Below are 25,504 nucleotides of genomic sequence, written 5' to 3'. Positions count from 1 at the left end.
CAGGGTCGATCGAGATGTGACAGGAAAGGTCAGCCCGCGAGGGGCTGAACCGTGGTCATGGGACGGAAGCGGCGCCGGTATTCGGCCGGTCCAGCGCCCAGGGACCGGACGAAGGCCCGCCGCATCGCCTCCGGCGTGCCGTAGCCGCAGGCGCGGGAGACCTCCTCCACGCCCTGTCCAGTGTCCTCCAGCAGCCGGCGGGCGGCCTCCAGGCGCACCAGGTCGACATAGCGCCCCGGCGTCGTCCCCACCTCGTCCCGGAAGGCCCGGGCGAAGTGCCGGGGCGACAGGCCCGCGCGGTCCGCGAGCGCGTCCACCGACAGGTCGGCGCGGAGGTGCTCCACGATCCAGTGCTGGAGGTCGCGCAGCGTCGGCCGCCCGGCGGTCTGGGCGGCGAGCGGCACGCTGAACTGCCGCTGGTTGCCGGGGCGCCGGAGGAAGACGACGAGATGGCGGGCGATGGTGAGGGCCACCTCCCGGCCGTGGTCCTCCTCGACGACGGCGAGCGCCAGGTCGATGCCCGCCGTCACCCCGGCCGAGGTGGCGACGCGGCCGTCGCGCACGAAGATGGGCTCGGGGTCCAGCCGCACCTGCGGGAAGCGCTCGGTGAACCGGTCGCAGTACGCCCAGTGGGTGGTGGCGCGGCGGCCGTCGAGCAGCCCGGCGGCTCCGACCAGGAACGCGCCCGTGCAGACGGAGAGCAGCCGCCCGGCCCGGGGGCCGTTGTCGCGCAGCCAGGCCACGATCCGGGGATCGGGCTCCAGCGCGCCCTCCCCGCCGGGGACGACGAGGAGGTCCGGCACGGCGCAGTCGCCGAGCGCCGCGTCGGGGGCGAGCCGCAGCCCGCTGGTGCTGCGGACGGGCTCGCCGTCGATCGTCGCGGTGCGCACCTCATAGGCGCCCTCGCCGCCATGGGCGTGCCGCACCCCGGCGAACACCTCGTGGGGGCCGGTGACATCGAGGGGCTGGATCCCCTCGAAGAGGACGATCAGCACCGTGCGGGTTCTCATGGCAACCATGCTGGCGGCCCGCCCGCCATGGCCGCAATGACGGGTTCCCCACCTTTACTGCCATCGGTGGCGGCTGTGACCTTCACCCTTTCCTTCCGTACCAACCAGTACGTACGGTACGGGACATGACCTCTCTCCCCGCCGGCGCCGCACGGCGCTGCCAGTCCTTCATCAACCCCTACCACTCGGCCCAGTACTTCTCCCCGGAGATCCAGCAGGAGGTGGGCGCCCTCGGCATCGGCGGTACCGAGAGCTTCGGCGCCGTCTATCTGGCGGGCCGCGCCGCCGCCTTCGGCCGGGTCGGGCCCGGTGCGGTGACGGCCTCGTTCTTCAGCTTCAGCCATGAGCTGATCTCCCGGCACATCCCCGCCGTCTGGGACATCGCCTCCCCCGAGGACGTCCTGGCCGCGCGGCTGCGCGCCGCCGACGCCCTGCTGCGGCGGCTGCTCGGCGAGGAGACGGTGGCCTCCCCGGAGATGGCCGAGGCGGCGGAGCTCGCGCTGCGGGCCACCGAGGCCTGCGACCGTTCCATGCGCACGCTGTACGCGGCCCACGCCGACCAGCCCGTGCCGGACGCCCCGCACCTGGCGCTGTGGCACGCCACCACGCTGCTGCGCGAATACCGCGGCGACGGCCACCTGCTGGCCCTCGTCCGCGCCGGGATCGACCCCATCGAGGCGATCCTGACCCATTCCGCCACCGGCAAGGGCATGTCCCACAAGTGGCTGATGCGCACGCGCGGCTGGAGCGAGGAGGAGCTGGCCGCCGGCCGGGAGCGGCTGCTGGAGCGCGGGCTGCTGAACGCCGACGGCACGCTGTCGGAGGCCGGCGTCGCGCTGCGCGAGGAGCTGGAGGAGGAGACGGACCACCTGGACCGCGCCCCCTACGAGCACCTGGGCGCCGCCGGTGTCGCGCGGCTGACCGAGCTGATGCAGGGGTACACCACGACCCTGGTGCAGGGCGGCGCCTTCCCGTCCGACCTGCGGGGGTAGCCGACGCGCGGGCGCTGTCACCGGTACCTGCCACAATGCAGATCGCGGCTCAGCGCGGCGGGAACCGCCGCGGAACAGGGAAAGCGGAGCGTGATCGTGACGACGTCGACGTCGATCGAAGGCAGGATCGCCGAGGAGCTCGGCGTGCGGGAGCGGCAGGTGCGGGCCGCCGTCGAATTGCTCGACGGCGGGTCCACCGTGCCGTTCGTCGCGCGCTACCGCAAGGAGGCGACCGGGGCGCTCGACGACGCGCAGCTGCGCACCCTGGAGGAGCGGCTGCGGTATCTGCGGGAGCTGGAGGACCGCCGGGCGGCGGTCCTCGAGTCCGTACGGTCCCAGGGCAAGCTGGACGAGGCGCTGGAGGCCCGGATCCGCGAGGCCGACTCCAAGGCCCGCCTGGAGGACATCTATCTGCCCTTCAAGCCCAAGCGGCGCACCAAGGCGCAGATCGCCCGCGAGGCCGGGCTGGAGCCGCTGGCCGAGGGCCTGCTGCGCGACCCCGGTGCCGAGCCGTCGGCGGCGGCCGCCGCGTTCGTCGACGCGGACAAGGGCGTCGCGGACGCCGCCGCCGCGCTCGAGGGCGCCCGCGCCATCCTCACCGAGCGGTTCGGCGAGGACGCCGACCTGATCGGCGAGCTGCGCGAGCGCATGTGGACGCGCGGGCGGGTGGCCGCGAAGGTGCGCGAGGGGAAGGAGGAGGCGGGTGCGAAGTTCGCCGACTACTTCGACTTCGCCGAGCCCTTCACCGAGCTCCCCTCGCACCGGGTGCTGGCGATGCTGCGCGGCGAGAAGGAGGAGGTCCTCGACCTCGCCCTGGAGCCGCAGGCCCCGGAGGAGTCCACCGAGGGCCCCAGCGCCTACGAGCAGATGATCGCCCGGCGCTTCGGGATCGCCGACCGGGGCCGTCCGGCGGACAAGTGGCTGGGCGACACCGTGCGCTGGGCCTGGCGCACCAGGATCCAGACACACCTCGGCATCGACCTGCGGATGCGGCTGCGCCAGGCCGCCGAGGACGAGGCCGTCCGCGTCTTCGCGGCGAACCTGCGCGACCTGCTGCTCGCCGCCCCGGCCGGTACGCGCGCCACGATGGGCCTGGACCCGGGCTTCCGTACGGGCGTGAAGGTCGCCGTCGTGGACGCGACCGGCAAGGTCGCCGCCACCGAGACGATCTATCCGCACGTCCCGCAGAACAAGTGGGACGCCTCGCTGGCGACCCTGGCCCGGCTCACCCGTGAGCACGGCGTGGAGCTCGTCGCGATCGGCAACGGCACGGCCTCCCGGGAGACCGACAAGCTGGCGGCCGACCTGATCACCCGTCACCCGGAGCTGAAGCTGACGAAGGTGATGGTCTCCGAGGCCGGCGCCTCGGTCTACTCCGCGTCCGCCTTCGCCTCGCAGGAGCTGCCGGAGCTCGACGTCTCCCTGCGCGGCGCGGTCTCCATCGCCCGCCGGCTCCAGGACCCGCTCGCCGAGCTGGTGAAGATCGACCCGAAGTCGATCGGCGTCGGCCAGTACCAGCACGACCTGTCCGAGGTGAAGCTGTCCCGCTCGCTGGACGCGGTCGTCGAGGACTGCGTCAACGGCGTCGGCGTCGACGTCAACACCGCCTCCACGCCACTGCTCTCCCGGGTCTCCGGCATCAGCTCCGGCCTCGCCGAGAACATCGTCGCCCACCGCGACGCCAACGGCCCCTTCCGCTCCCGCAAGGCGCTCAAGGACGTGGCCCGCCTGGGCCCCAAGGCCTACGAGCAGTGCGCCGGCTTCCTCCGCATCCGCGGCGGCGACGACCCGCTGGACGCCTCCAGCGTCCACCCCGAGGCTTACCCCGTGGTGCGGTCCATGGTGAAGACCACGGGCGGCGACGTCGCCGCGCTCATCGGCAACACGGCGACGCTGCGCTCGATGCGTCCCGAGGACTATGTGAGCGACTCCTTCGGTCTGCCCACGGTGACGGACATCCTCCGCGAGCTGGAGAAGCCGGGCCGCGACCCGCGACCCGCCTTCAAGACGGCCACGTTCAAGGAGGGCGTCGAGAAGATCGGCGACCTGGCGCCGGGAATGCTGCTGGAGGGCGTCGTCACCAACGTCGCCGCCTTCGGCGCCTTCGTGGACGTGGGCGTCCACCAGGACGGCCTGGTGCATGTGTCGGCGATGTCGAAGACGTTCGTGAAGGACCCGCGCGACGTGGTCAAGCCCGGCGACATCGTGCGGGTGAAGGTGATGGACGTCGACATCCCGCGCAAGCGGATCTCGCTGACGCTCCGTCTCGACGACGACGCGGCGCCGGCCGCCCGCGGTGGCGGGGCGCCCCGCGAGCGCGCGGAGCGCGGCGAGCGTTCGGAGCGCGGCGAGCGCGGGGGCGCTCCGCGCCGGGGCAACGCCCCGCGCCCGCGCCGGGCGGAGGGCGGCGGCCGCCCGGCCGCCGCCCCGGCGGCCGACAGCGCGATGGCGGACGCGCTGCGGCGTGCGGGGCTGCTGGGGCCGCAGGGCCGGTAGCCCCCGCCGCGTGAGTGGGTGGGTACGGCCCGGTGGCCGGGTTGTGCCCACCCGTCCCGCCCAGCGGGACGATTGCCCACAATCTGCGGTCATGCGGTCATACGCGCTCCTTGACCGGACCGCCGAACCAATGAGTGGCGGCCCGCTCGAACTCTTCATGGTCAGGGGTGCGATCACCGGCCCAGGCGACTGTGCCGTCGGGGCGGACGAGCACGGCACCCAGTCCGAGGTCGTTTTTCGCCGGACCGGCCGCATACCGAATACGGCTCCCCCAGCGCAGCGCCGAGCCACGCAGGCATCGGCCGGGACCGAAATCGAGCGCGACGCCCTGCCCGTCCCGCATCAGGTCGGCGAGGCGAGTGCCGTCCTCGAGGCGGAAGTCCGGGGCGTTGCGGCCGACCAGTGGATGGTCGCTGCCGAGGTCGTGGCGGACCGACGATCCCGACATCCTCTCGAAGGCATAGGTCGTTCCGTCACGGGTCCCGATCAGGTCGCGGATCAGTGCCCGGACCGCCTGGCCATGCGGGTCCAGCCGCATGGTCGCCACCTGGGCGCGCGACCAGTCGAGCACCCGCGCGCCGATCGGGTGGCGCTCGCGGGTGTAGGTGTCGAGGAGCCCGTCCGGCGCGGACCCTCGCACGGTCGCCGCGAGCTTCCAGCCCAGGTTCACGGCGTCACCTATGCCGGTGTTGAGTCCCTGCCCGCCGAGCGGGGAGTGGATGTGCGCGGCGTCGCCCGCGAGCAGGACGCGTCCCCTCCGGTAGGTCGTCGTCTGCATCGCCCGGTCGGTGAAGGTCGACGCGAGGTGGATGTCGCTGAGCGTCACGTCGGTGCCGGACACCCGGCGCAGAACCTCCTGGAGATGGTCGCGAGTCGGCTGCCGCGAGCGGTCGAACGCGCCGCCGTCGAAGTCCATCATGCCGATGTGCCCTTCCAGGAGCCGGAGGTATGTGCCCGTCGGCGTCAGGTTGATCCCGGGGCGCAGCTTCTCGGGATCGGCGACGGTCGCATACATGGCGTAGCCGGTGAACCGCGGCTCGGTGCCGACGAATTCGAAGCCCGCCTGCCCACGCACCGCGCTGCGTCCGCCGTCGCAGCCGACGAGCCAGCGCGCCGCGTACTCGTGCTCGCCGGCTCGCGCGACCACGCCCTCATCGCTCTGGGCGACGGCCGAGACGGTGACGCCGCGCCTGATTTCCACACCGAGTTCGGACGCCCGTTCGGACAGCAGCGTCTCGACCGCTTCGAGATGTGTCAGCACGCCCTCCGTCGCCGGGCCGGGAAGCCGGTACGGCAGGGCGGTGACGTCGACCTTGGCCGGGTCGAGCACCATACCGGCGAAATGGCCCACGTCACGAGGCGGCGACGGCTCGTCATCGTCCGGGACGGCACCGGGATCAGCGGGATCAGCGTGGACGCCCGATGCCGTCAGCAGCTGGTCCAGCATCCCGCGGCGGTGGAACGCCTCGACCGAGGCGGCGGACATGCCCCGCATCCCGAGCGGCTTCGCCTTGAACGGGGAGCGGGGCTCGGGCTCCCGCTCGAGCACCAGGACGGAACAACCCGCGAGGCCGAGCTCGCAGGCAAGGAACAGGCCGACCGGGCCGGCGCCCACGATCACTACGTCATGCATGAGGGATCCCCTTTCACGAACCCGGCCGGACGGTCGCCCGGCGGGACCTCTCGAACGGTGCCGGGCCCCACCGACATCGGGCCGACAGCCCCGATACGCCACCGACACCGGCCCGATACCGGCCCGGCAGCCCCCCCGATACGCCCCGTCCCGCCCTCCTGACCCGCACGCCCGGCTCCGTCCTCCGACCGGATGAATGCGCGACGTTCCCGGTGAGACCCGCCGTGCCACCGGCCATCGATCACACGGGACGACGCGCGTCCGCGCCGTCGCCCCGCGATGTCCCGTCCTCCACCGACCAGGGGCGGTTACCGGAACCGGAAGAGGAGGCGGGCCCATGGACGGGTCGGACGGAGTGGCAGGGCGCAGCTACGCCGCTTGGCTGGTGGACGAGGTGTTCCCCGGGTACGGGAGCCGGGAGGCCGTGGTGCACGGCGGCCGCCGGATGACCTACGCCGAGCTGGCGGAGGCGATCCGCCGGCTGGCCGCAGGGTTCCGGTCGGTGGGCCTCGGTCCGGGCACCACCGTGGCCCTCGCCAGCGGCAACCGCCCCGAGGCGGTGTGCGTGCCCTTCGCCGCGCATCTGGTGGGGGCGCGGTTCCTGCCGATGCCGATGGACCGGGGCCCGGCCGAGTACGCGAGCATCACGGAGAACGCCCCCGCCGACGTCCTGATCATGGACGACCGGATTCCGGAGGCGGGCGCGCAGGCCGTCACGAGCGCGTTCTCCGGGGCCCGTCTCTGGTCGCTGGGCCCCGGCGGGCCGGCGCCGGACATCCTGGACGTGGCCCGGCGGGCCGGCCCCGCCCCGGGCCAGGGCTGGGCGGACGCCTCGCAGGTCGAGACCGTCCTGTGCTCCGGCGGCACCACGGGCCTCACCAAGTGCATCCTCCACCGGCACCGGATGTACCGGACGATCCTGGCGCACCCGTTCCTCCCGGAGCCGGTGCGGCTGCTGGTGACCAGCCAGATCGCCCACGTCGGCGGCCTGTACGCGCTGACAAGCCTGGCCCAGGGCAGCACGCTCACCCTTCTGGACCGCTTCACTCCGGAGGCCGTGATCGAGGCGCTGACGAACGAGCCGATCACCGCCATGATGCTGATGCCCCCGATGCTGTACCGGCTGCTCGACCACCCGGCGCTGGCCGGCGTCGACTGCTCCCGGCTGCGCCGGGTCATGTACGGGGCCAGCCCGATCACCCCGGACCGGCTCCGGCAGGCCCTCGACCGGTTCGGTCCGGTGCTGTGGCAGCTCTACGCCCAGACGGAGGCGTTCGGTCTCACAGCGCTGAGCTCCGCCGATCACGTCGTGGACGGCGGGAGGCTGCTGCGCTCGGTCGGCCGTTCCTTCCCCGATATGGAGACGGGCGTCCGCGACGACCAGGGCCGGCCCCTGCCGCCGGGGGAGGTCGGGGAGATCTGCGCGCGCGGGCCGCGCGTCATGGAGGGCTATCTCAACCAGCCGGAGGCCACCGCCGCCGCGTTCCACCCGGACGGCTGGCTGCGCACCGGCGACCTCGGCTACCAGGACGAGGAGGGCTACGTCTTCCTCATGGACCGGCGCAATGACGTGATCATCACGGGGGAGGGCGGGTCCACCATCTACTCACCGCTGGTGGAGAACGCGCTGACCACCCACCCCGCGGTACGGGCCGCCGCGGTGATCCCGGTACCGCACCCGTTCTACGGGCAGGCCGTGCACGCCGTCGTCGTCACCGCTCCCGGGGCTCGGGTCGAGCTCGACGAGCTGCGCAAGTGCGTGCTGGCCGAGCTGGAGCGGCCCGTCTATCTGCCCGCGAGCTTCGAGTTCGTCGACGCGCTGCCGCTGACCCCCATCGGCAAGGTCGACAAGACCGCCCTGCGCGCGCCCCACTGGGCCGGGCACCAGGGGCTGCTTCACGGGGACACGACGGCGCGGGCGGAGTCCGGGGGCTGATCGCCGGTGGGCCGGTCGCCGGCGGGCCGGGTGAAGGCGACGGTGGCCAGGGTCTCGCTGCTGGTGCTGTAGCCGATGACGTCGCCGCCGGTGGCGCGCTGCGCGCGGATGGCGTTGCCCCCGTATCCGTCGGGGGTGACGAACAGGCCCCAGACCGGCGTCCAGTCCTCGGTCGCCCCCGTCCCCGGGTCCACGACCGGCTCCGGCCGGGGCACGACCCGGCGTTGTACGACGAACCCGCCGTCCGCGGCGGAGCGCAGCGTGTCGCGCCACTCCCGTTCCGGGCAGGCCCAGCCCGCTACGACGCCCGAGCCCGCGAAGCCGCGGCAGGGCTTGAGGATCATCTGGTCGCGTTCCTCGACGCACCGGTCGACCAGTGGCGCGGTCAGCAGTCTGGTCCACGGCAGGATCCGTTCCGTCACCCGTCGCTCCCGCTCGGAGAGCACGGCGTCGCACCGGGGGTCCGACAGCAGCGCGAGGGCGCCCTTGTTGGTGAACAGGGCGCTGTCCAGGCCGGTCCACAGGACCGCGGTCCCCTTCTCGTGGGCGCGCGTGATCGCGTCGAGGGCGTCCTCGTGCCCGATGGTGTCGTCGACGGTGAAGAAGCGCAGCGCCACGTCGACGCGGGCCGTGCCCACGAACAGCTTCCCGGCGTCGCCCCGCACGTCGCCCAGTTCGCCGAGGACCACTTCCAGCCCCTGGCCCTCCAGCACCGCGACGGTGGGGGCGACGGGCCGCCGGTACCGGGCCAGCGCCCCGGGCGCGAACACCAGTGCCACCACGGGGGACGGGCGTGGCGCGACGGCCCGCAGCGTCGCGGCCACGCGTTCGGCGGTCCGCACATGGCGCAGCGCGTACCGCTCGGCGAACGCGGCGAAGGCGGGCACGGCTTCGAGGGAACGGGGCAGTTCGCCCAGTTCGAAGCCGCCCACTCCCCCGGCGATGTTGAACTCCAGCAGGGCGAAGCCGTGCTCGTCGCGGTAGAGGTCCGCCCGGCCGAAGCGGTCCGCGGGCCGTCCGGCGCGTACGTGGCGCCGTAGCAGCGGGGCCAGGCGGGGTTCGCCGCCCAGGGCCGCCCAGTACCGCTCGATGTCGCCGTCGAAGAGGCGGTCGGGCAGGGTGACGAGGACGTCGAAGAGGGCCAGCAGGTCGTCGGCCGCCGACCGCAGCCCGGGCTCGTCGGCGAACAGCGGCCGGGCCAGCAGCCGGGCGTCGCGCAGAGCGGCGGGCAGCTCGGCCTCGGCCACGGCCGCGCTCAGCCCACTGCTGTCGGCGCGGCACAGTTCCACGTAGCGCGTGGTCACCTCGTCCATGAGCGGCTCTCTCCCACCGGTCGGCGTTCACCGTTCGTCTTCGGCAGGAAGCCCGCGCTACGTGAGCAGTCCGCCCTCCGTCAGCCGTCGGCGGACCTCGGCCACGGCCTGTTCGGACAGCGGCCGCTGGGGCGCTGCCGTCGCCGCGCAGTCGATGACGCCGAGCGCGCGCAGGGCGGCCTTGAAGCCGCCGAGCGCGGCGGCGCCGCCGCTCATCGTGGTGGTGTCCCCCGCGTCGACGAGGGCGAACAGCGCCGCGAGCCGGTCCTGCTCGGCCGCCGCCTCCCGCCAGCGCCCGGCCCGCGCGTGGTCGTACAGCCGTACGTACCCGGCCGGGTCGACGTTGCCCAGCCCGGGGACGACGCCGTGCGCGCCCGCCAGCAGGGCCGCGTCCACGGTGAGTTCGGAGCCGGTGAGCACGGCGAAGGCGTGGTCGAGGCCACGTTCGCGCAGCGCGACCAGCAGGCGGCGAAAGGCGCCCAGGTCGCCGCTGCTGTCCTTGAGGCCGGCGAGGGTGCCGTCCTCGGCGAGCCGGAGGAGGACGGGGGCGGTGAGCTTGCTGTGGACGGTCTGGGGGATGTCGTAGGCGATCAGCGGGAGGCCCACGGCGGCCCGGATCCGGCGGAAGTGGTCGGCGGTCTCGGCGGGGTGGGTCCCGGCGTAGAAGGGCGCGGTGGCCACCAGCGCGTCGGCGCCGTGGGCGGCGGCGGCCAGGGCCCGGTCGACGACGCGGGCGGTGGTCATGTCGATGACCCCGGCCAGCACGGGCACCCGTCCGGCCACCGCCTCGACGGTGACCCGCAGCGCCTCGTCGCGCTGGGCGTCGCTCAGGAAGGCGGCCTCGCCGCTGGTGCCGAGGGCGAACACCGCGTGGACCCCGGCGTCCAGCAGGTGTTCGACGAGCGAGACGAGGGAGCGGATGTCCACCTCGCCGCCGGGGGTGAGGGGGGTGCAGAGCGGAGGGACGACGCCGGTCAGGGGTGTGGGCAGGTGCGTCACGCGGTACAGCATTCCGTCCGGGCCCGCGCTGTCAAGACGGCGTGGCCGCCTCCGCCAGGTCCGCCGCCGCCAGGGCGCATCCCCAGGAGACGGTGATGCCCGCGCCGCCGTGGCCGTAGTTGTGGACCAGCCGGCCGCCGCCCGGCAGGGGCTCGGCCTCCAGGCGGACGCGCGGGCGGGCCGGGCGCAGGCCCACGCGGTGGCCGAGGACGCGGGCGCGGGCGAGGCGGGGGAAGACGCGGGAGCAGCGGCTGATGATCGCCTGGGCGGTGCAGGGCGAGGGGGCCCGGTCCCAGACGTGTTCCTGGGCGGTGCCGCCGAGGACGGCGCCGTAGGGCTGGGGGAAGACGTAGACGGTGTCGGCGCCGGTGTCGTCGGCGGCGGTGAACCATTCGTCGATGCCGGGGTTCTCGACCACGACGAGCTGGCCGCGCACCGGGTGCACCGAGGGGTCGGGGACGAGGTCGCGGGCGCCCAGGCCGGTGCAGTTGACCACGACGGGCGCCGAGCGGGCGGCCTGTGCGAGCGAGGCGACGGGGCGGACGGCGACGGTGCCGCCCGCCGCGCGGAGCCGCCGGGTCAGATAGGCGAGGTGCGTGGCCATGTCCAGCAGCGGCAGGCGGGCGCGTACCCCGCAGTCGTAGGCGCGCGGCAGCTCGCCCGCGCCCGCGGCCCGCAGTCCCGGCACCCGGGCCGCCCACGCGCCCAGCTCCGCAGGGCCCTGGCCGGCGTGGGTCCCCTCGGCCAGGCGCACGCCGGTGCGTTCCGGCCCGTCGGCCAGGCCGGTCATGACCGCGAGCGAGGCGAGCGCCCAGTCGCCCGCCCGGTCGCGCGGCTCGATCCGGTACGGCCACCACAGGCCCCCGGCCACCGCCGAGGTGGTCTCCGCGGACGGCGAACGGGTCCACACCTCGACGCGCCTGCCGCGCTCCGCCAGGACGACCGCGCTGGTCAGGCCGATGACCCCGGCACCGACCACGATCACATCGCTTGCCATGCGCCGACGGTACCGGTGAATTCCCCGCCGCCGGGCTCGAAGTGGCACACCCGGGGGAATAGACAGGCCAGGCGACGCGGTGCGCTGTGCGAGGGAGGGTGCCGGATGTGCGAGGGGCGGCAAACCCACCGGGACGTACCGGACTTGACGGATGGAGGCGCCCCGGCGGTGCCGGACGAGCGGCGGGTGCTGCTGGTCGACTCGCCGGCGGGCCCACGCGCGGCGCCGCTGGCCCGGCTCGCGGTGGCCCTGCGGGCCGGCGGCAGGGGCGCCGAGATCACCCGGGACGCCGGCGCCGTGGACGCGGCGGAGCTCCGCGCGTACGGGGCCGTGGTGTTCGCCCCGGGGACCGGGGAGGCGGAACGGGCACAGGTGCGCGCGGCGTGCGCGGCGGCGGGCTGTGGCGCGGTGTTCGTCGAGGACCCGGCGCCGCTGCCGCCGGTGCTGCTGGCCCAGGTCGAGCAGGCGCTGTGGCGGGGTCCCGTCGACGGCCTCCGGCTCGCCCGGCTGACCGTCGTGGGCGGGCAGGCCCGGCTGGAGGTGACCGAGGCGTGCCGGGTGCGGGTGACGGGCTACCGGCCGGGGCCGCTGGGGCGGGTGCGGGCGCGCGAGCTGTTCGACGGGCGGGTCGGGCCGGGCGGGCGCCGGGTGGGGGTGCCGGTGCCATGGGGCATGTATGTGGTGGCGCGGTGCGGTGCCGAGGTGCTGGTGGCACGGGTGTCGCCCCAAGGGGCTCCGCCACACCGGACGGGCTGATTGTCGGACCGGATAAAGTCGGTGCTCTTATGAGTGCCACCCTCGTCGCCAAGGATCTCGTCGCCGGACACGGCGACCGCACCCTCTTCTCCGGGCTCGACCTCGTCGTCGCCCCCGGGGACGTCATCGGGCTCGTCGGGGCCAACGGGGCGGGGAAGTCCACCCTGCTGCGGATGCTCGCGGGCCTCGCCACGCCCGAGCGGGGCACGCTGCGGCTCAGCCCGCCCACCGCCACCGTCGGTCATCTGCCGCAGGAGCCGGAGCGGCGCGCGGGAGAGTCCGTCCGGGCGTTCCTGGCCCGCCGTACCGGGGTCGCCGCCGCGCAGACCGCTCTCGACGCCGCCACCCAGGCCCTCGTCGACGGCGCGCCCGGCGCGGACGACGCCTACTCCGTCGCGCTGGAGCGCTGGCTGGACCTGGGCGGCGCCGATCTCGACGAGCGGGCCGACGAGGTCGCCGCCTCGCTCGGCCTCGGCGTCGGCCTGGACCGGCCCATGACCGGACTCTCCGGCGGCCAGGCCGCCCGCGCCGGCCTCGCCTCCCTGCTGCTCAGCCGCTACGACGTCTTCCTGCTGGACGAGCCCACCAACGACCTCGACCTGGACGGCCTGGACCGGCTGGAGTCGTTCGTCACGGGGCTGCGCGCCGGCACGGTCCTGGTCAGCCACGACCGGGAGTTCCTGACCCGCACGGTGAACAAGGTCCTGGAGCTGGACCTCGCCCAGCAGCAGGTGAACCTCTACGGCGGTGGCTACGCCGCCTATCTGGAGGAGCGCGCGACGGCCCGCCGGCACGCCCGCGAGGCCTACGACGAGTACGCCGACACCAGGGCGGCCCTGGAGACCCGGGCGCGCACCCAGCGGGGCTGGATGGAGAAGGGCGTCAAGAACGCCCGTCGCAAGGCCACCGACAACGACAAGATCGGCCGTAAGTTCCGCTCCGAGGCGACGGAGAAGCAGGCCGCCAAGGCCCGCCAGACCGAGCGGCTCATCGAGCGGCTCGACGTGGTCGACGAGCCCCGCAAGGAGTGGGAGCTGCGGATGGAGATCGCCGCCGCGCCCCGCTCGGGCGCGGTCGTGGCGACCCTGCGCGGCGCGGTCGCCCGGCGCGGGTCGTTCGCCCTCGGCCCGGTGGACCTCCAGATCGACTGGGCCGACCGGGTCGCCATCACGGGCGCCAACGGCTCCGGCAAGTCCACGCTGCTCGCCGCCCTGCTCGGCCGGCTGCCCCTGGACGAGGGCGGCGCCGCGCTGGGCCCGGGAGTGGTCGTGGGCGAGGTGGACCAGGCCCGGGCACTGTTCTTCGGGGACGAGGCGCTGCTGGCGGCGTTCGGCGCGGAGGTCCCGGAGCTCGCCCCGGAGGACGTCCGGACGCTGCTGGCGAAATTCGGCCTCAAGGCGGCGCATGTGCTGCGCCCGGCCGTGACGCTCTCCCCGGGCGAGCGCACCCGTGCGGCGCTGGCCCTGCTCCAGGCGCGCGGGGTGAACCTGCTCGTCCTCGACGAGCCCACCAACCACCTCGACCTGCCGGCCATCGAACAGCTGGAATCGGCGCTGGCCTCGTACGACGGCACGCTGCTGCTGGTCACCCACGACCGCCGGATGCTGGACGCGGTCCACACCACGCGGCGGCTGGAGGTCGCGGACGGACGCGTGAGCGAGCGCTGAGCGGATCCCGAGCGGTTCCTCGGCGCTCACTGTGCGGAAGCTGTGTGAGGGCTGAGCGAACGGGTGAAGCCGCGTCCGAAAAGAATCCCAGGGGAAGGCCAACACTTCCCCAAGAGAAGGCCATGGCATCACCCTTGTTTGACCATTGAATCAGCGGCAATACCCCGGGTACGGCTGTGCTTTTGAAGTGTTGATGGGGTTACTCAGGGTCCGTTCGATTTACGGAACGTTGGGAACCGGCATACGAACCCCTCGTCGGCGAGTGCCGTCTGTGGTTGCGGGCGTCGTCCGATGGCGCCCGTGTCACCCACGTCGAATAGAGGCGCACCGACTGATGTCATCGACCCTCCCAGGACCCGCACCCGTACCCACGGGCTCCGAGACGGGCAGGGCGCGCTACCGGAGCGCCCCGCCACACCCGGAGCGCACCCTGCTCGACGTGTTCGATTCCACCGCCGCCGCGCATCCCGACGCCCTCGCCCTGGACACCGGCAGCGAGACCCTCACCTACCGGGCGCTGACCGCCGCGGTCGCCTCCCGCGCCGACCGGCTGCGCCGGGCCGGCGCCGGGCCGGGCGACCGGATCGGCGTCCGGGTGCCCTCGGGCACCGCCGAGCTGTACCTGGCGATCCTCGCCGTCCTCCGCTGCGGCGCCGCCTATGTGCCCGTCGACGCCGACGACCCCGACGAGCGCGCCACCACCGTCTTCCGCGAGGCCGGGGTCTGCCTGGTCATCACCGCGGACACGCTGCTGCCGGGCCCCGCCCCCGCCACCGGCGCGGGCCGTCCGGCGCTGCCCGACGACGACGCCTGGATCATCTTCACCTCCGGCTCCACGGGCGCGCCCAAGGGCGTCGCCGTCAGCCACCGCAGCGCCGCCGCCTTCGCCGACGCCGAGGCCGGTCTCTTCCTCAAGGACTGCCCGCTCGGCCCCGGCGACCGCGTCCTGGCCGGGCTGTCCGTGGCCTTCGACGCCTCCTGCGAGGAGATGTGGCTGGCCTGGCGGCACGGCGCCTGCCTGGTGCCCGCCCCCCGCTCCCTCGTCCGCGCCGGCCACGAGCTCGGCCCCTGGCTCGTCGAGCGCGGCATCACCGTCGTCTCCACCGTGCCCACGCTCGCCGCGCTGTGGCCGCCGGAGTCCCTGGACCGGGTGCGGCTGCTGATCGTCGGCGGCGAGGCCTGCCCCGCCGAGCTCGTCGACCGCTTCGCCGTGCCCGGCCGCGAGATGTGGAACACCTACGGGCCCACCGAGACCACCGTCGTCGCCTGCGCGGCCCGGATGCACCCCGGCGACCCCGTGCGCATCGGACTGCCCCTGGACGGCTGGGAACTGGCCGTCGTCGACCCGGCGGGCGAGCCCGTGCCCTGGGGCGCCGAGGGCGAGCTGGTCGTCGCCGGCGTCGGCGTCGCCCGCTACCTCGACCCCGTCAAGGACGCCGACCGCTACCGCCCCTCGGCCGCCCTGGGGACCCCCCGCGCCTACCGCACCGGCGACCTCGTCCGGGCCGACCCCGAGGGCCTGGTCTTCGCCGGGCGCGCCGACGACCAGATCAAGATCGGCGGGCGCCGGCTGGAGCTCGGCGAGATCGACGCCGCGCTCAGCGCCCTGCCCGGCGTGCTGGGCGCCGCCGCGGCCGTCCGCACCACCCCGGCCGGCGGCCGGCTGCTCGCCGGATATGTGGTGCCCGGCCCCGAGTACGACCGCGAGCTCGCGAGAAAGCTGCTGGCGGAACGGCTGCCGGCCGCGCTGGTGCCCGTCCTGGGCGAGGTCGCCGAGCTGCCCACCCGCACCTCCGGGAAGGTCGACCGCGACGCCCTGCCCTGGCCGCTGCCCACCGCCGGCGACGACGGGGCGGAGGGCGGGCCGCTGACGGGGACCGCCGCCCGGCTCGCCGACGTCTGGGAGGAGCTGCTCGGCACCCGGCCCTCCGCCGGCTCCGACTTCGTCTCCCTTGGCGGCACCAGCCTGGCCGCCGCCAAGATGGCCTCCGCGCTGCGCGAGCACTACCCCGGCGTCTCCGTCGCCGCCCTCTACCGCCATCCCGTGCTCCGCGACATGGCCGCCCACCTCGACTCCCTCGTCCCGCAGGAAGCCGTGCGGCGCGAGGTCCGGCCCGTGCGCCGCCGCATGGGCGCGGCCCAGATCGTGGTACAGACCGCCCTGTTCGGCGTCGCCGGGCTGCGCGGGCTCGTGGGCCTGGCCGTCGCCGACAACGTCCTGGGCCTGCTGGCCCCCGAGGCCTGGGCGCCGCACACCTCCTGGTGGCTGGTGCTGGCCGGCTGGCTGATCCTCTTCAGCGCCCCCTCCCGCTTCCTGCTGGGCGCGACCGCCGCACGCCTGCTCACCGGGAGCATCACGCCGGGCGCGTACCCGCGCGGCGGGCGGGTCCACCTGCGGCTGTGGGCCGCCGAACGCACCGTCGCCTCCTTCGGCGTCCCCGCCCTGCTCGGCACCCCCTGGGCCGTCTGGTACGCCCGCGCCCTGGGCTGCGCGACGGGCCGGAACGTCTCCCTCCACGCCATGCCGCCCGTCACGGGCCTCGCCGAGTTCGGCGACGGCTGCGGCGTCGAGCCCGAGGCCGACCTCGCGGGCTGGTGGCTCGACGGCGAGACGCTGCGCGTCGGCGCAGTCTCCATCGGCGCCGGCGCCCGCGTCGGCCACCGCACCATGCTGATGCCGGGCGCCTCCCTGGGCCCGAACGCCACCCTTGAGGGCGGCGGCTGCCTGGACGGCCACATCCCGGCCGGCCAGACCTGGGAGGGCTCCCCGGCCCGCCCGGTGGCGGCGGCCGGGCTCCCGGATGCCGAGGTCTCCTATAACGGGCCGCACACCGCCGGGCCTCTGGACGTGTCCTACGCGGGAACGGGTCACGGCGACCCGTCCCGGGCCGAGGCGTTCGGTACGGGACCGGCCCACGCCTGGTCCCCGTACCCCGGCGCGCCCGGCCACGCCGGTACGGCCGACGGCCGGTCGTTCCACGGCGGGAGCCCGGACGCCCCGGCGTTCGGCCCCGGCGTCTCCCACACCGGACCCCACCCCGCGCGGAGCGCCCACGTCCCCGGGGCGCGGCGCCCCGCCGAGTCCGAGCACGGCCGGCGGCACGCCCCGCGGCACCGCCGCTCGCGGCGCTGGTCCCTCGCCTACGGGCTGTCCCTCGCCGGGCTGCCGCTGCTGCCGCTGCTGGCCGCGCTGCCCGCGCTCGTCGGCACGTACTACCTGGTCAAGGGCTGCGCCACCCTCACGTCCGCCGGACTGTGGCTGCTGGCCGCCGCCCCCGCGTTCACCTTCGTCACCACCATCTGCTGGATGCTGCTCATCGCCCTGGTCGTCCGGATCCTCGGCCGTGGCATCACCCCGGGCAACCACCCCGCCGACGGCGGCGTCGCCTGGCGGGTCTGGCTGGTCACCCGGCTCCTCGACGGCGCCCGCGCCGGCCTCTTCCCGCTCTACGCGAGCCTGGCCACCCCCGGCTGGCTGCGCCTGCTGGGCGCGCGGATCGGCCGGCGGGCCGAGATCTCCACGGTCCTGCCGCTGCCCTCGCTGCTCACCGTCGACGACGGCGCGTTCCTCGCGGACGACACGCTCGTCGCCCCGTTCGAGCTCCACGCGGGCCGGATGCGGCTGGGCCGCGTCCGCATCGGGCGCCGTGCCTTCGTCGGCAACTCCGGCATCGTCGGCCCCGGCCGTGAGGTCCCCGACCACGCGCTGATCGGAGTGCTGTCCGACGCCCCCGCGCACAGCGAGCCCGGCAGCTCCTGGCTGGGCCGCCCCGCCATGCCGCTGCCGCGCGTCGCCTCCGCCGGCGACTCCGGGCGCACCTTCGAGCCGCCCCGACGGCTCGTCATGGCCCGCGCGGCCGTCGAACTGTGCCGGGTGCTGCCGCTGATGTGCGGCCTCGCGCTCGCCGAGGCCGTGATGCTGATCGAGCAGGACGCCCTGGACGCCCACGGCATCGGCTTCGCCGCGCTCATCGCCGCGCCCCTGCTGCTGGCCGCCGGCATCGTGGCCGCGCTCACCGCGACCGCCGCCAAGTGGCTGCTCGTGGGCCGCTTCAAGGCCGGGGAGCACCCCCTGTGGAGCTCCTTCGTGTGGCGCAACGAGCTCTACGACACCTTCGTGGAGTCCCTGGCCGTGCCGTGGCTGGCCGGTCCGTTCACCGGCACGCCGGTCCTCAACTGGTGGCTGCGCAGCCTCGGCGTCCGCATCGGACGCGGCGTCTGGTGCGACACCCACTGGCTGCCGGAGACCGATCTCATCTCCCTCGGCGACGGCGCCACCGTCAACCGCGGCTGTGTGCTCCAGACGCACCTCTTCCACGACCGGATCATGCGCATGGACGGCGTCGAGCTCGGCGCGGGCGCCTCGCTCGGCCCCCACGGCATCGTGCTGCCGGGCAGCACGGTCGGCGAGCACGCCGCCATCGGCCCGTCCTCCCTCGTCATGCGGGGCGAGACGGTGCCCGCCGGGACCCACTGGGCGGGCAACCCCATCGCCGGGGCGGAGCCCCGGCCCGCGCCCGAGCTGGTGGCATGAGCCTCCGGGACCGCTTCTCGTGCAGCCGCCGCGGCCTCCTCACGGCCGCGGCGGCCCTCCCGCTGGGCGCCGCCGCGCTCGCCGCCGGCGGCGACAGCCGCCGCACGGCCGACGTGCCGGGCTACTTCCCCCGGCACGGCTCCCACGGCCACCGCACCCTCGCCTACGACCTTCGGCTCGGCTACGACCCCGGCCGGGCCTGGCTGGACGGCCACGCCCGGATCCACGCGGTCGCCAACGACCGTACGCGCGTGGTGGCGCTGGACCTGGCCCGGCTGGCGGTGAGCTCGGCGCACCTCGACGGGGAGCCCGTCGCGGTCGACCGCCGCGACGGCAAGCTCCTCCTGACCGCCGCCCGGGCCCTCGCGCCCGGGCGGCCGTTCGTCCTCGACATCCGCTACGCGGGCCGGCCGAAGCCCGTCACCACGCCCTTCGGCGGCGTCGGCTGGGACCGCACCGGCGACGACCACGACGGGACGCTCGTCGCCTCCCAGCCCGTGGGCGCCCCCTCCTGGTTCCCCTGCAACGACCGCCCCGACGACAAGGCCGCCTACACCTTCACCGTCACCGTGCCCCGGGGCCACCACGCCCTGGCCAACGGCACGCTGCGCGAGCACGTGCCCGTGGGCGACGGCGCCACGGAGCGCTGGACGTACCACCACCCCGGCCCCATGTCCTCCTACCTCGCCGCCCTCTACACCGGCCGCTTCACCCACGAGGAACGCGGCGGGGTGCGCAACTCCTACCCGCCCCACCTCGCCGAACGGGCCCGTCACGACCTGGCCCGGCAGCCGGAGATGCTGCGCGCCTTCGCCGGGCTCTTCGGCGACTACCCCTTCGAGTCCTACGGGGCGGTCGTCGTCGACGCGGAGCTGGCGGCGCCGGTGGAGAACCAGACGCTGTCCGTCTTCGGCGGCAACCACATGGACGGGCGGCGCGGCTGGGAGACGCTCGTGGCTCACGAGATCGCCCACCAGTGGTACGGCAACAGCGTCGGCCTCGCCGACTGGCGGCACATCTGGCTCAACGAGGGCTTCGCCACGTACGCGGAGTGGCTGTGGTCGGAACACCTCGACGAGGACGACGCCGACACCCTGGCCCGCCAGGCGTGGCAGGACCTCTCCGGCCGCCGGCAGAACCTCCGCATCGCCGACCCCGGCCGGCGCAGCCTCTTCGACGACCGGGTGTACGTCCGGGGGGCCTGCACGCTGCACGCGCTGCGGCTGGCCGTGGGGGACGACGACTTCTTCCGCGTCCTGCGCACGTGGCACGACGCCCACCGGGGAGGCAGCGCGGACACGGACATGTTCCTGGCCCACGCCGAGCGCGTGACGGGCCGTGAGCTGGGCACGGTGCTGCGGCCCTGGCTGTTCGAGAAGCGGCTCCCGGACTTCCCGGCGTGAGCGGCGGCGCCGGCCCTGGGAGACGGGACTGGGCGGGATCGGGGATCATCTCCCCCACAGACCTCACAGACCCCAGCGACTCCCGGAGGCACCACCACTCATGCCCGCCCTCAAAGTCCGCGACCGCGTCCGCACGTTCGCCCTCTCCCTCCCCGGCGCCTTCGAGGACTTCCCCTGGGACGACGGGGCGGTCGTCAAGGTCAACAAGAAGATCTTCGTCTTCCTCGGCGCCGAGGGGGACGCCGAGTCCGCCGGCATCGGCCTCAAGCTCATGGACGAGGCGTCCCACGGCCACGCCCTGACCGTCCCCGGCGCCGCGCTCATGGGCTACGGGCTGGGCCGCTCGGGCTGGGTGACCATCCCGCTGACCGGCACCGATGTGCCCGTCGAGCTGCTCTGCGACTGGGTGGAGGAGAGCTACCGGACCATCGCCCCCAAGCGGCTCGTCGCCGAGCTCGACGCGGACTGACGTCGGCCTACTTGGCGCAGCTCCGGTCGTGTGAGGGCAGCTCGCCGGTGGCGAGGTAGTCGTTGACCTTGTCGTCGACACACGCGTTCTCGTAGAGGCCGTAGATCGCGTGCCGGTTGGCGCCCTCCAGGGTGAGCAGCTTGGAACTCGGCAGCAGTCCGTGGAGGGCGACGGCGCCCTTGTGCGGTGTGCGCGGGTCGCCGGTGGCCGAGACGATCAGCACCTTGGCGTCCTGGGTCACCTGAGTGGGTTCCTCCCGGGGCCGGTCCCAGAACGCGCACGGGCCGATGTTGTCGGCCAGTGCGCCGAAGCGCGGGTACGCGGCGCGGCCGCGCTCGATGTCCCGCCAGTAGACCTCGGGGTCGCGCGGGGCCGCCCGGTCCCCGCAGATGACCGCGGACTGCACGCTGCCGTGGGGCGACTGCTCGCCGGTCGTCGCGAGCCGCAGGATCCCCGCGAACTGGGGCGACAGCCGGTTGCCCGGCCGCGGCCTTGTTCAGCACGGACACCTGCTCGCCGAGCGCCGCCCGGGACGCATCGGTGTCGCTGTCGAGTCCGGCGAACAGGACGAACGGGATCTGGGTGTCGTCCAGCCGGAAGACCTCCGGGGCGGTACCGACGGTCAGCGGACCGCGCGCGGACGCCCTGATCACGCGGTCGACGGTCGCGAGTACCCGGGCACGGGTGCGGCCGAGGCGGTACGTATCGTCGCGGGCGGCGGCCCAGCCTGCCCAGTCGGCGAGCGCCCGCTCGTTCGCGCCGACGGCATCCTGGAGCAGCCGGGGGCCGAACTTACGCGGATCGAGGGCCCCGTCGAGGACCATGCGGTCGGTGCGTCCGGGGAACATCTGGGTGTAGACGGTGCCCAGGTAGGTGCCGTACGAGTAGCCGAAGTAGGAGATCTTCTTCTCGCCGAGCGCACCGCGGATGACGTCCATGTCACGGGCCGTGTTGCGCGTGCTGACGTGCGGCAGCACGGAGGCGTTGGTGGCGCGGCACTTGGCGGCCAGATCCTTCTGGAGGGCGACCTGCCGCTCGAAGCCCGCCCGGCCCGGACCGGCCGAGAAGAGATTGGTGCTGACCGGCCAGCCGCAGTCGAGCGGGGTGCTGCGGCCGACGAAGCGCGGGTCGAAGCCGACGATGTCGTAGCGCGGGCCCGCCTTCTTCATCCACCCGTGGAACTCGGGCGGGGACTCGACGGCGGAGCCGCCGGGACCGCCGTTGTTGAGCAGGATCGAACCGATGCGGTGGCGGGTGTCGGTGGCCTTGAGCCGGGATAACGCGACGGTGAGCGTACGGCCCCCCGGGTCGGCGTAGTCGAGCGGCACGACGACGTCCGCGCACTGCGCACCGGCCTTGTCCAGGTCGAGGCCCACGGTGTCGCCCGGGCCCTTGGCACAGCGGCCCCAGCCCAGCCGCTGGTCGTAGTAACGGTCGAGCCCGGCCCCGGGTTTGGAGGCGGCGGGGGCCGTGGCGGTGGGGGCCGAGCCGAGGCAGGCGGCGAGGGCAAGGCCGACGATGGAGTTCCGTGGATGTCTCACACCGTCAGACGCTAAGCGGAACAGCCATTCCCACTCACTACGACGGTCCCCCCACCCCCGGTGGGGCTATCCCTACCAGCGAACCCGCACAGACGATCCGCAAGACCCTTGTGGTCGGTAGAACGCGTTCTTAACATCACGAGTGTTACAGCGGTTGTGTCACAAGGACGTGGGGTCCGTATGGATGACGGGACAGGGACGGCAGTGAGCGGGCCGCTCGCCGGGGTGCGGGTGGTCGAGCTGGCGGGGATCGGGCCGGGACCGTTCGCCGCCATGCTTCTCGGTGACCTCGGCGCCGACGTGGTGCGCGTCGAACGGCCCGGCGGGCCCGGGCTGGCCATCGATCCGGCCCACGACATCACCAACCGCAACAAACGCTCCGTCCTCGTGGATCTCAAGTCCGAGGACGGCGCGCGCACCGTCCTCGATCTGGCCGCCCGCGCGGACGTCCTGATCGAGGGCTACCGCCCCGGCGTCGCCGAACGCCTGGGCGTGGGCCCCGACGCCGCGCTGGCCCGCAATCCCGCGCTCGTTTACGGGCGGATGACCGGCTGGGGCCAGGACGGGCCGCTCGCCCCCAGTGCCGGGCACGACATCGGCTATATCGCCGTCACGGGTGCCCTCGGCCTGACCGGGCCCGCCGACGGGCCGCCCTACGCCGCCGCCAATCTCCTCGGCGACTACGCGGGCGGCTCCCTCTACCTGGTCATCGGGATCCTCGCCGCCCTTCAGCACGTCCACGCCGGCGGCCCGGGACAGGTCGTGGATGCCGCGATCGTCGACGGCACCGCCCATCTCACCGCGATGCTCCACGGCATGCTCGCGGCCGGCCGCTGGCAGGACCGGCGCGGCGCCAACCTCCTCGACGGCGGGGTGCCCTTCTACGGCACGTACGAGACGGCCGACGGCGGATACATGGCGGTGGGCGCGCTCGAGCCGCGCTTCTACGCCGAGTTCACCCGTCTGCTGGGCCTCGGTCAGGAAGCGCCTCCCCGCGAGGACCCCGCCCGCTGGGGCGAGCTGCGGGCCGCCATCGCCGGGTGCTTCCGGCAGCGCACCCGGGCGGAGTGGACTTCAGTGTTCGAGGGCTCGGACGCGTGCGTGGCGCCCGTCCTGTCGCTGCGCGAGGCCCCGGACCACCCGCACCTCGCCGCGCGCGCCACCTTCACCGGCCACGGCGGCATCACCCAGCCCGCCCCCGCCCCCCGTTTCTCCGCCACCCCCGGCTCCGTGCGCCGGCCGCCCGCGCGGCCGGGGGCGGACACCGCCGAGGTGGCCCGTGACTGGGACGTCCCCGGTCTCGGACGGCACGCGCCGGGCGCCGGCGCGGCAGAGAAAGGCAGTCAGAACCGATGAAGCGTCAGCTCTTCACCGCCGACCACGAAGCCTTCCGCGAGACCGTGCGCACCTTCCTCGCCAAGGAGGTGGCCCCGCACCAGGAGCAGTGGGAGAAGGACGGCATCGTCTCCCGCGACGCCTGGCGGGCCGCCGGGCGCCAGGGGCTGCTGGGCCTCGCCGTGCCCGAGGAGTACGGCGGCGGGGGCAACCCGGACTTCCGCTACAGCGCCGTGCTCGCCGAGGAGTTCGCCCGCGCCGGCGCGGCAGGCCTCGCCGTCCAACTGCACAACGACATGGTCGGCCCGTATCTGGCGCGCCTTTCGACCGACGAGCAGAAGCGGCGCTGGCTGCCGGGGTTCTGCTCGGGCGAGACCATCAGCGCCATCGCCATGACCGAGCCCGGCGCGGGCTCCGACCTCCAGGGCATCCGCACCACCGCCGAGGACCGCGGCGACCACTGGCTGCTCAACGGCGCCAAGACGTTCATCTCCAACGGCATCCTCGCCGACCTGGTCGTCGTCGTGGCCCGGACGACGCCGGAGGGCGGCGCCAGGGGGCTGAGCCTGCTGGTCGTCGAGCGGGGCATGCCGGGCTTCGAGCGCGGCCGCAACCTCGACAAGATCGGGCAGAAGGCGCAGGACACCGCCGAGTTGTTCTTCGACGACGTCCGCGTCCCCAAGGAGAACCTGCTGGGCGAACCGCAGGGCGCGTTCGGCCATCTGATGGCCAATCTGCCGCAGGAGCGGCTGAGCATCGCCGTCTCCGCGATCGCCGCGGCCGAGCACCTGCTGGAGATCACCACCCGCTACGTCAAGGAGCGCGAGGCGTTCGGCCGGCCGCTGGCCAGGCTCCAGCACATCCGCTTCGAGATCGCCGAGATGGCCACCGAGTGCGCGGTCACCCGCATCTTCATCGACCGCTGCGTCACCGACCACGACCGGGGCGAGCTCGACGCCGTCCACGCCTCCATGGCCAAGTGGTGGGCGACCGAGCTCCAGAAGCGCGTCGCCGACCGGTGTCTGCAACTGCACGGCGGGTACGGCTATATGTCCGAGTTCCCGGTGGCGAAGGCGTTCACCGACGGACGGATCCAGACGATCTACGGCGGTACGACCGAGATCATGAAGGAGATCATCGGCCGCTCCCTGCTCTCCTGAACCTCTCCCCTCCCCAGTCCTCCCCAACCCCCCGAAAGGCCCACGCCCTTGAGCACCGAAGCGTACGTTTACGAGGCGATCCGCACCCCGCGCGGCCGTGGCAAGGCCAACGGCGGCCTCCACGGCACCAAGCCCATCGACCTCGTCGTCGGGCTGATCCATGAGCTCCGGCGGCGCTTCCCGGACCTCGACCCCGCCGCGATCGACGACATCGTGCTCGGCGTCGTCAGCCCCATCGGCGACCAGGGCTCCGACATCGCCCGGATCGCCGCCATCGCCGCCGGGCTGCCCGACACCGTGGCGGGCGTCCAGGAGAACCGCTTCTGTGCCTCGGGCCTGGAGGCCGTCAACCTCGCCGCCGCCAAGGTCCGCTCCGGCTGGGAGGACCTGGTCCTCGCGGGCGGCGTCGAGTCGATGTCGCGGGTGCCCATCGCCTCCGACGGCGGCGCGTGGTTCGCGGACCCGATGACCAACCTGGACGTCAACTTCGTGCCGCAGGGCATCGGCGCCGACCTGATCGCCACGCTCGGCGGCTTCTCCCGCCGTGACGTGGACGCCTTCGCCGCGCGGTCGCAGGAGCTGGCCGCCGCCGCGTGGAAGGACGGCCGCTTCGACCGTTCCGTGGTGCCCGTACGCGACCGCAACGGCCTCGTCGTCCTCGACCGCGACGAGCACCTGCGCCCCGGCACTACGGTCGACTCCCTCGCCGCCCTCAAGCCCTCCTTCGCGGCCCTGGGCGAGCAGGGCGGCTTCGACGCGGTGGCCCTCCAGAAGTACCACTGGGTGGAGAAGATCGACCACGTCCACCACGCGGGCAACTCCTCGGGCATCGTCGACGGCGCGTCGCTCGTGGCCATCGGCAATCGCGAGGTCGGCGAGCGTTACGGGCTGCGGCCCCGGGCCCGTATCGTCTCGGCCGCCGTCTCCGGCTCCGAGCCGACCATCATGCTCACCGGCCCGGCCCCCGCCACGCGCAAGGCGCTCGCCAAGGCGGGGCTGACCATCGACGACATGGACCTGATCGAGGTCAACGAGGCGTTCGCGGCGGTCGTGCTGCGATTCGTGGAGGAAATGGGCGCGGACCTGGAGAAGGTCAACGTCAACGGCGGCGCCATCGCGCTCGGGCATCCGCTGGGGGCGACGGGAGCGATGCTGCTCGGCACGGTCGTGGACGAGCTGGAGCGGCGGGACGGCCGGTACGGGCTGATCACGCTGTGCGTCGGGGGCGGGATGGGGATCGCGACGGTGGTGGAACGGGTGTGA

Annotated in this window: 16 protein-coding genes and 1 pseudogene; 11 read left to right on the top strand and 6 right to left on the bottom strand. The window is 74.2% G+C overall.

The annotated features are described in order from the left end of the window. Positions 1-29: 29 nt before the first annotated feature. Complete coding sequence (locus RM609_RS08790) at positions 30-1,010, bottom strand: GlxA family transcriptional regulator (RefSeq protein WP_311609355.1); 981 nt, start codon at positions 1,008-1,010, stop codon at positions 30-32. Between the two features lie 125 nt (positions 1,011-1,135). Between RM609_RS08790 and RM609_RS08785 the strand changes: the two genes are divergently transcribed. After that, the gene (locus RM609_RS08785; protein ID WP_311609354.1) at positions 1,136-2,002 is read left to right on the top strand and encodes an SCO6745 family protein; all 867 of its coding nucleotides are present in this window, start codon (positions 1,136-1,138) and stop codon (positions 2,000-2,002) included. A 96-nt stretch (positions 2,003-2,098) separates the two neighbouring features. Continuing rightward, positions 2,099-4,498, top strand: coding sequence for a Tex family protein (locus tag RM609_RS08780; protein WP_438828410.1), 2,400 nt, complete (start codon positions 2,099-2,101; stop codon positions 4,496-4,498). A gap of 97 nt (positions 4,499-4,595) precedes the next feature. On the opposite strand, the gene RM609_RS08775 is transcribed toward RM609_RS08780, so the two are convergent. Continuing rightward, on the bottom strand, positions 4,596-6,131 hold the full coding sequence (locus RM609_RS08775) for an FAD-dependent monooxygenase (RefSeq protein ID WP_311609352.1): 1,536 nt from the start codon (positions 6,129-6,131) through the stop codon (positions 4,596-4,598). Between the two features lie 337 nt (positions 6,132-6,468). On the opposite strand from RM609_RS08775, the gene RM609_RS08770 reads away from it, so the two are divergent. Beyond that, a complete protein-coding gene (locus tag RM609_RS08770) occupies positions 6,469-8,067 on the top strand; it encodes an AMP-binding protein (RefSeq protein WP_311609351.1) in 1,599 nt (532 codons plus the stop codon). Here RM609_RS08770 and RM609_RS08765 read toward each other — a convergent pair. The 3 genes from RM609_RS08765 to RM609_RS08755 are packed head-to-tail and all read right to left on the bottom strand — an operon-like array spanning position 8,028 to position 11,376. Beyond that, a complete protein-coding gene (locus RM609_RS08765) occupies positions 8,028-9,380 on the bottom strand; it encodes a hypothetical protein (RefSeq protein WP_311609350.1) in 1,353 nt (450 codons plus the stop codon). The genes RM609_RS08770 and RM609_RS08765 overlap by 40 nt on opposite strands. Before the next feature lie 57 nt (positions 9,381-9,437). Then, positions 9,438-10,391 (bottom strand): dihydrodipicolinate synthase family protein, encoded by a 954-nt coding sequence (locus RM609_RS08760; protein WP_311609349.1) that lies wholly within the window; start codon positions 10,389-10,391, stop codon positions 9,438-9,440. A 19-nt stretch (positions 10,392-10,410) separates the two neighbouring features. After that, a complete protein-coding gene (locus tag RM609_RS08755) occupies positions 10,411-11,376 on the bottom strand; it encodes an NAD(P)/FAD-dependent oxidoreductase (protein ID WP_311609346.1) in 966 nt (321 codons plus the stop codon). Positions 11,377-11,520: 144 nt separating this feature from the next. Between RM609_RS08755 and RM609_RS08750 the strand changes: the two genes are divergently transcribed. From RM609_RS08750 to RM609_RS08730, 5 genes are all read left to right on the top strand, one after another. Then, entirely contained in the window at positions 11,521-12,132 is a 612-nt protein-coding gene (locus tag RM609_RS08750; protein ID WP_311609344.1) for a hypothetical protein, read from the top strand. Between the two features lie 29 nt (positions 12,133-12,161). After that, the gene (locus RM609_RS08745; protein WP_311609342.1) at positions 12,162-13,799 is read left to right on the top strand and encodes an ABC-F family ATP-binding cassette domain-containing protein; all 1,638 of its coding nucleotides are present in this window, start codon (positions 12,162-12,164) and stop codon (positions 13,797-13,799) included. 334 nt (positions 13,800-14,133) lie between these two features. Next, positions 14,134-18,333 (top strand): Pls/PosA family non-ribosomal peptide synthetase, encoded by a 4,200-nt coding sequence (locus RM609_RS08740; RefSeq protein ID WP_438828405.1) that lies wholly within the window; start codon positions 14,134-14,136, stop codon positions 18,331-18,333. Further along, on the top strand, positions 18,330-19,736 hold the full coding sequence (locus RM609_RS08735) for a M1 family metallopeptidase (RefSeq protein ID WP_311609338.1): 1,407 nt from the start codon (positions 18,330-18,332) through the stop codon (positions 19,734-19,736). Before RM609_RS08740 ends, RM609_RS08735 begins: the two co-directional genes overlap by 4 nt. Positions 19,737-19,836: 100 nt before the next feature. After that, entirely contained in the window at positions 19,837-20,205 is a 369-nt protein-coding gene (locus tag RM609_RS08730; RefSeq protein WP_311609337.1) for an MmcQ/YjbR family DNA-binding protein, read from the top strand. A 7-nt stretch (positions 20,206-20,212) separates the two neighbouring features. Here RM609_RS08730 and RM609_RS08725 read toward each other — a convergent pair. Continuing rightward, a pseudogene (locus RM609_RS08725) lies at positions 20,213-21,746 on the bottom strand (alpha/beta hydrolase). Positions 21,747-21,926: 180 nt separating this feature from the next. Here RM609_RS08725 and RM609_RS08720 point away from each other — a divergent pair. From RM609_RS08720 to RM609_RS08710, 3 genes are read left to right on the top strand one after another with little or no spacing between them, the layout of a single operon-like run. After that, a complete protein-coding gene (locus tag RM609_RS08720; protein ID WP_311609336.1) occupies positions 21,927-23,102 on the top strand; it encodes a CaiB/BaiF CoA transferase family protein in 1,176 nt (391 codons plus the stop codon). Then, the gene (locus RM609_RS08715) at positions 23,099-24,241 is read left to right on the top strand and encodes an acyl-CoA dehydrogenase family protein (RefSeq protein WP_311609335.1); all 1,143 of its coding nucleotides are present in this window, start codon (positions 23,099-23,101) and stop codon (positions 24,239-24,241) included. The genes RM609_RS08720 and RM609_RS08715 overlap by 4 nt, the downstream gene beginning before the upstream one ends. Positions 24,242-24,289: 48 nt before the next feature. Then, on the top strand, positions 24,290-25,504 hold the full coding sequence (locus RM609_RS08710) for an acetyl-CoA C-acetyltransferase (RefSeq protein WP_311609333.1): 1,215 nt from the start codon (positions 24,290-24,292) through the stop codon (positions 25,502-25,504).

Origin of the sequence: Streptomyces hesseae, assembly GCF_031845785.1 — a bacterium.
Taxonomy (GTDB): Bacteria; Actinomycetota; Actinomycetes; order Streptomycetales; family Streptomycetaceae; genus Streptomyces; species Streptomyces hesseae.
This window is presented reverse-complemented; position numbering and strand designations above follow the sequence as displayed.

Coding starts and splice junctions, on each gene's coding strand:
- RM609_RS08790 (WP_311609355.1), bottom strand. CDS start 1,010: ATGAGAACCCGCACGGTGCTGATCGTCCTCTTCGAGGGGATCCAGCCC.
- RM609_RS08785 (WP_311609354.1), top strand. CDS start 1,136: ATGACCTCTCTCCCCGCCGGCGCCGCACGGCGCTGCCAGTCCTTCATC.
- RM609_RS08775 (WP_311609352.1), bottom strand. CDS start 6,131: ATGCATGACGTAGTGATCGTGGGCGCCGGCCCGGTCGGCCTGTTCCTT.
- RM609_RS08770 (WP_311609351.1), top strand. CDS start 6,469: ATGGACGGGTCGGACGGAGTGGCAGGGCGCAGCTACGCCGCTTGGCTG.
- RM609_RS08765 (WP_311609350.1), bottom strand. CDS start 9,380: ATGGACGAGGTGACCACGCGCTACGTGGAACTGTGCCGCGCCGACAGC.
- RM609_RS08760 (WP_311609349.1), bottom strand. CDS start 10,391: ATGCTGTACCGCGTGACGCACCTGCCCACACCCCTGACCGGCGTCGTC.
- RM609_RS08755 (WP_311609346.1), bottom strand. CDS start 11,376: ATGGCAAGCGATGTGATCGTGGTCGGTGCCGGGGTCATCGGCCTGACC.
- RM609_RS08745 (WP_311609342.1), top strand. CDS start 12,162: ATGAGTGCCACCCTCGTCGCCAAGGATCTCGTCGCCGGACACGGCGAC.
- RM609_RS08740 (WP_438828405.1), top strand. CDS start 14,134: ATGTCATCGACCCTCCCAGGACCCGCACCCGTACCCACGGGCTCCGAG.
- RM609_RS08735 (WP_311609338.1), top strand. CDS start 18,330: ATGAGCCTCCGGGACCGCTTCTCGTGCAGCCGCCGCGGCCTCCTCACG.
- RM609_RS08730 (WP_311609337.1), top strand. CDS start 19,837: ATGCCCGCCCTCAAAGTCCGCGACCGCGTCCGCACGTTCGCCCTCTCC.
- RM609_RS08720 (WP_311609336.1), top strand. CDS start 21,927: ATGGATGACGGGACAGGGACGGCAGTGAGCGGGCCGCTCGCCGGGGTG.
- RM609_RS08715 (WP_311609335.1), top strand. CDS start 23,099: ATGAAGCGTCAGCTCTTCACCGCCGACCACGAAGCCTTCCGCGAGACC.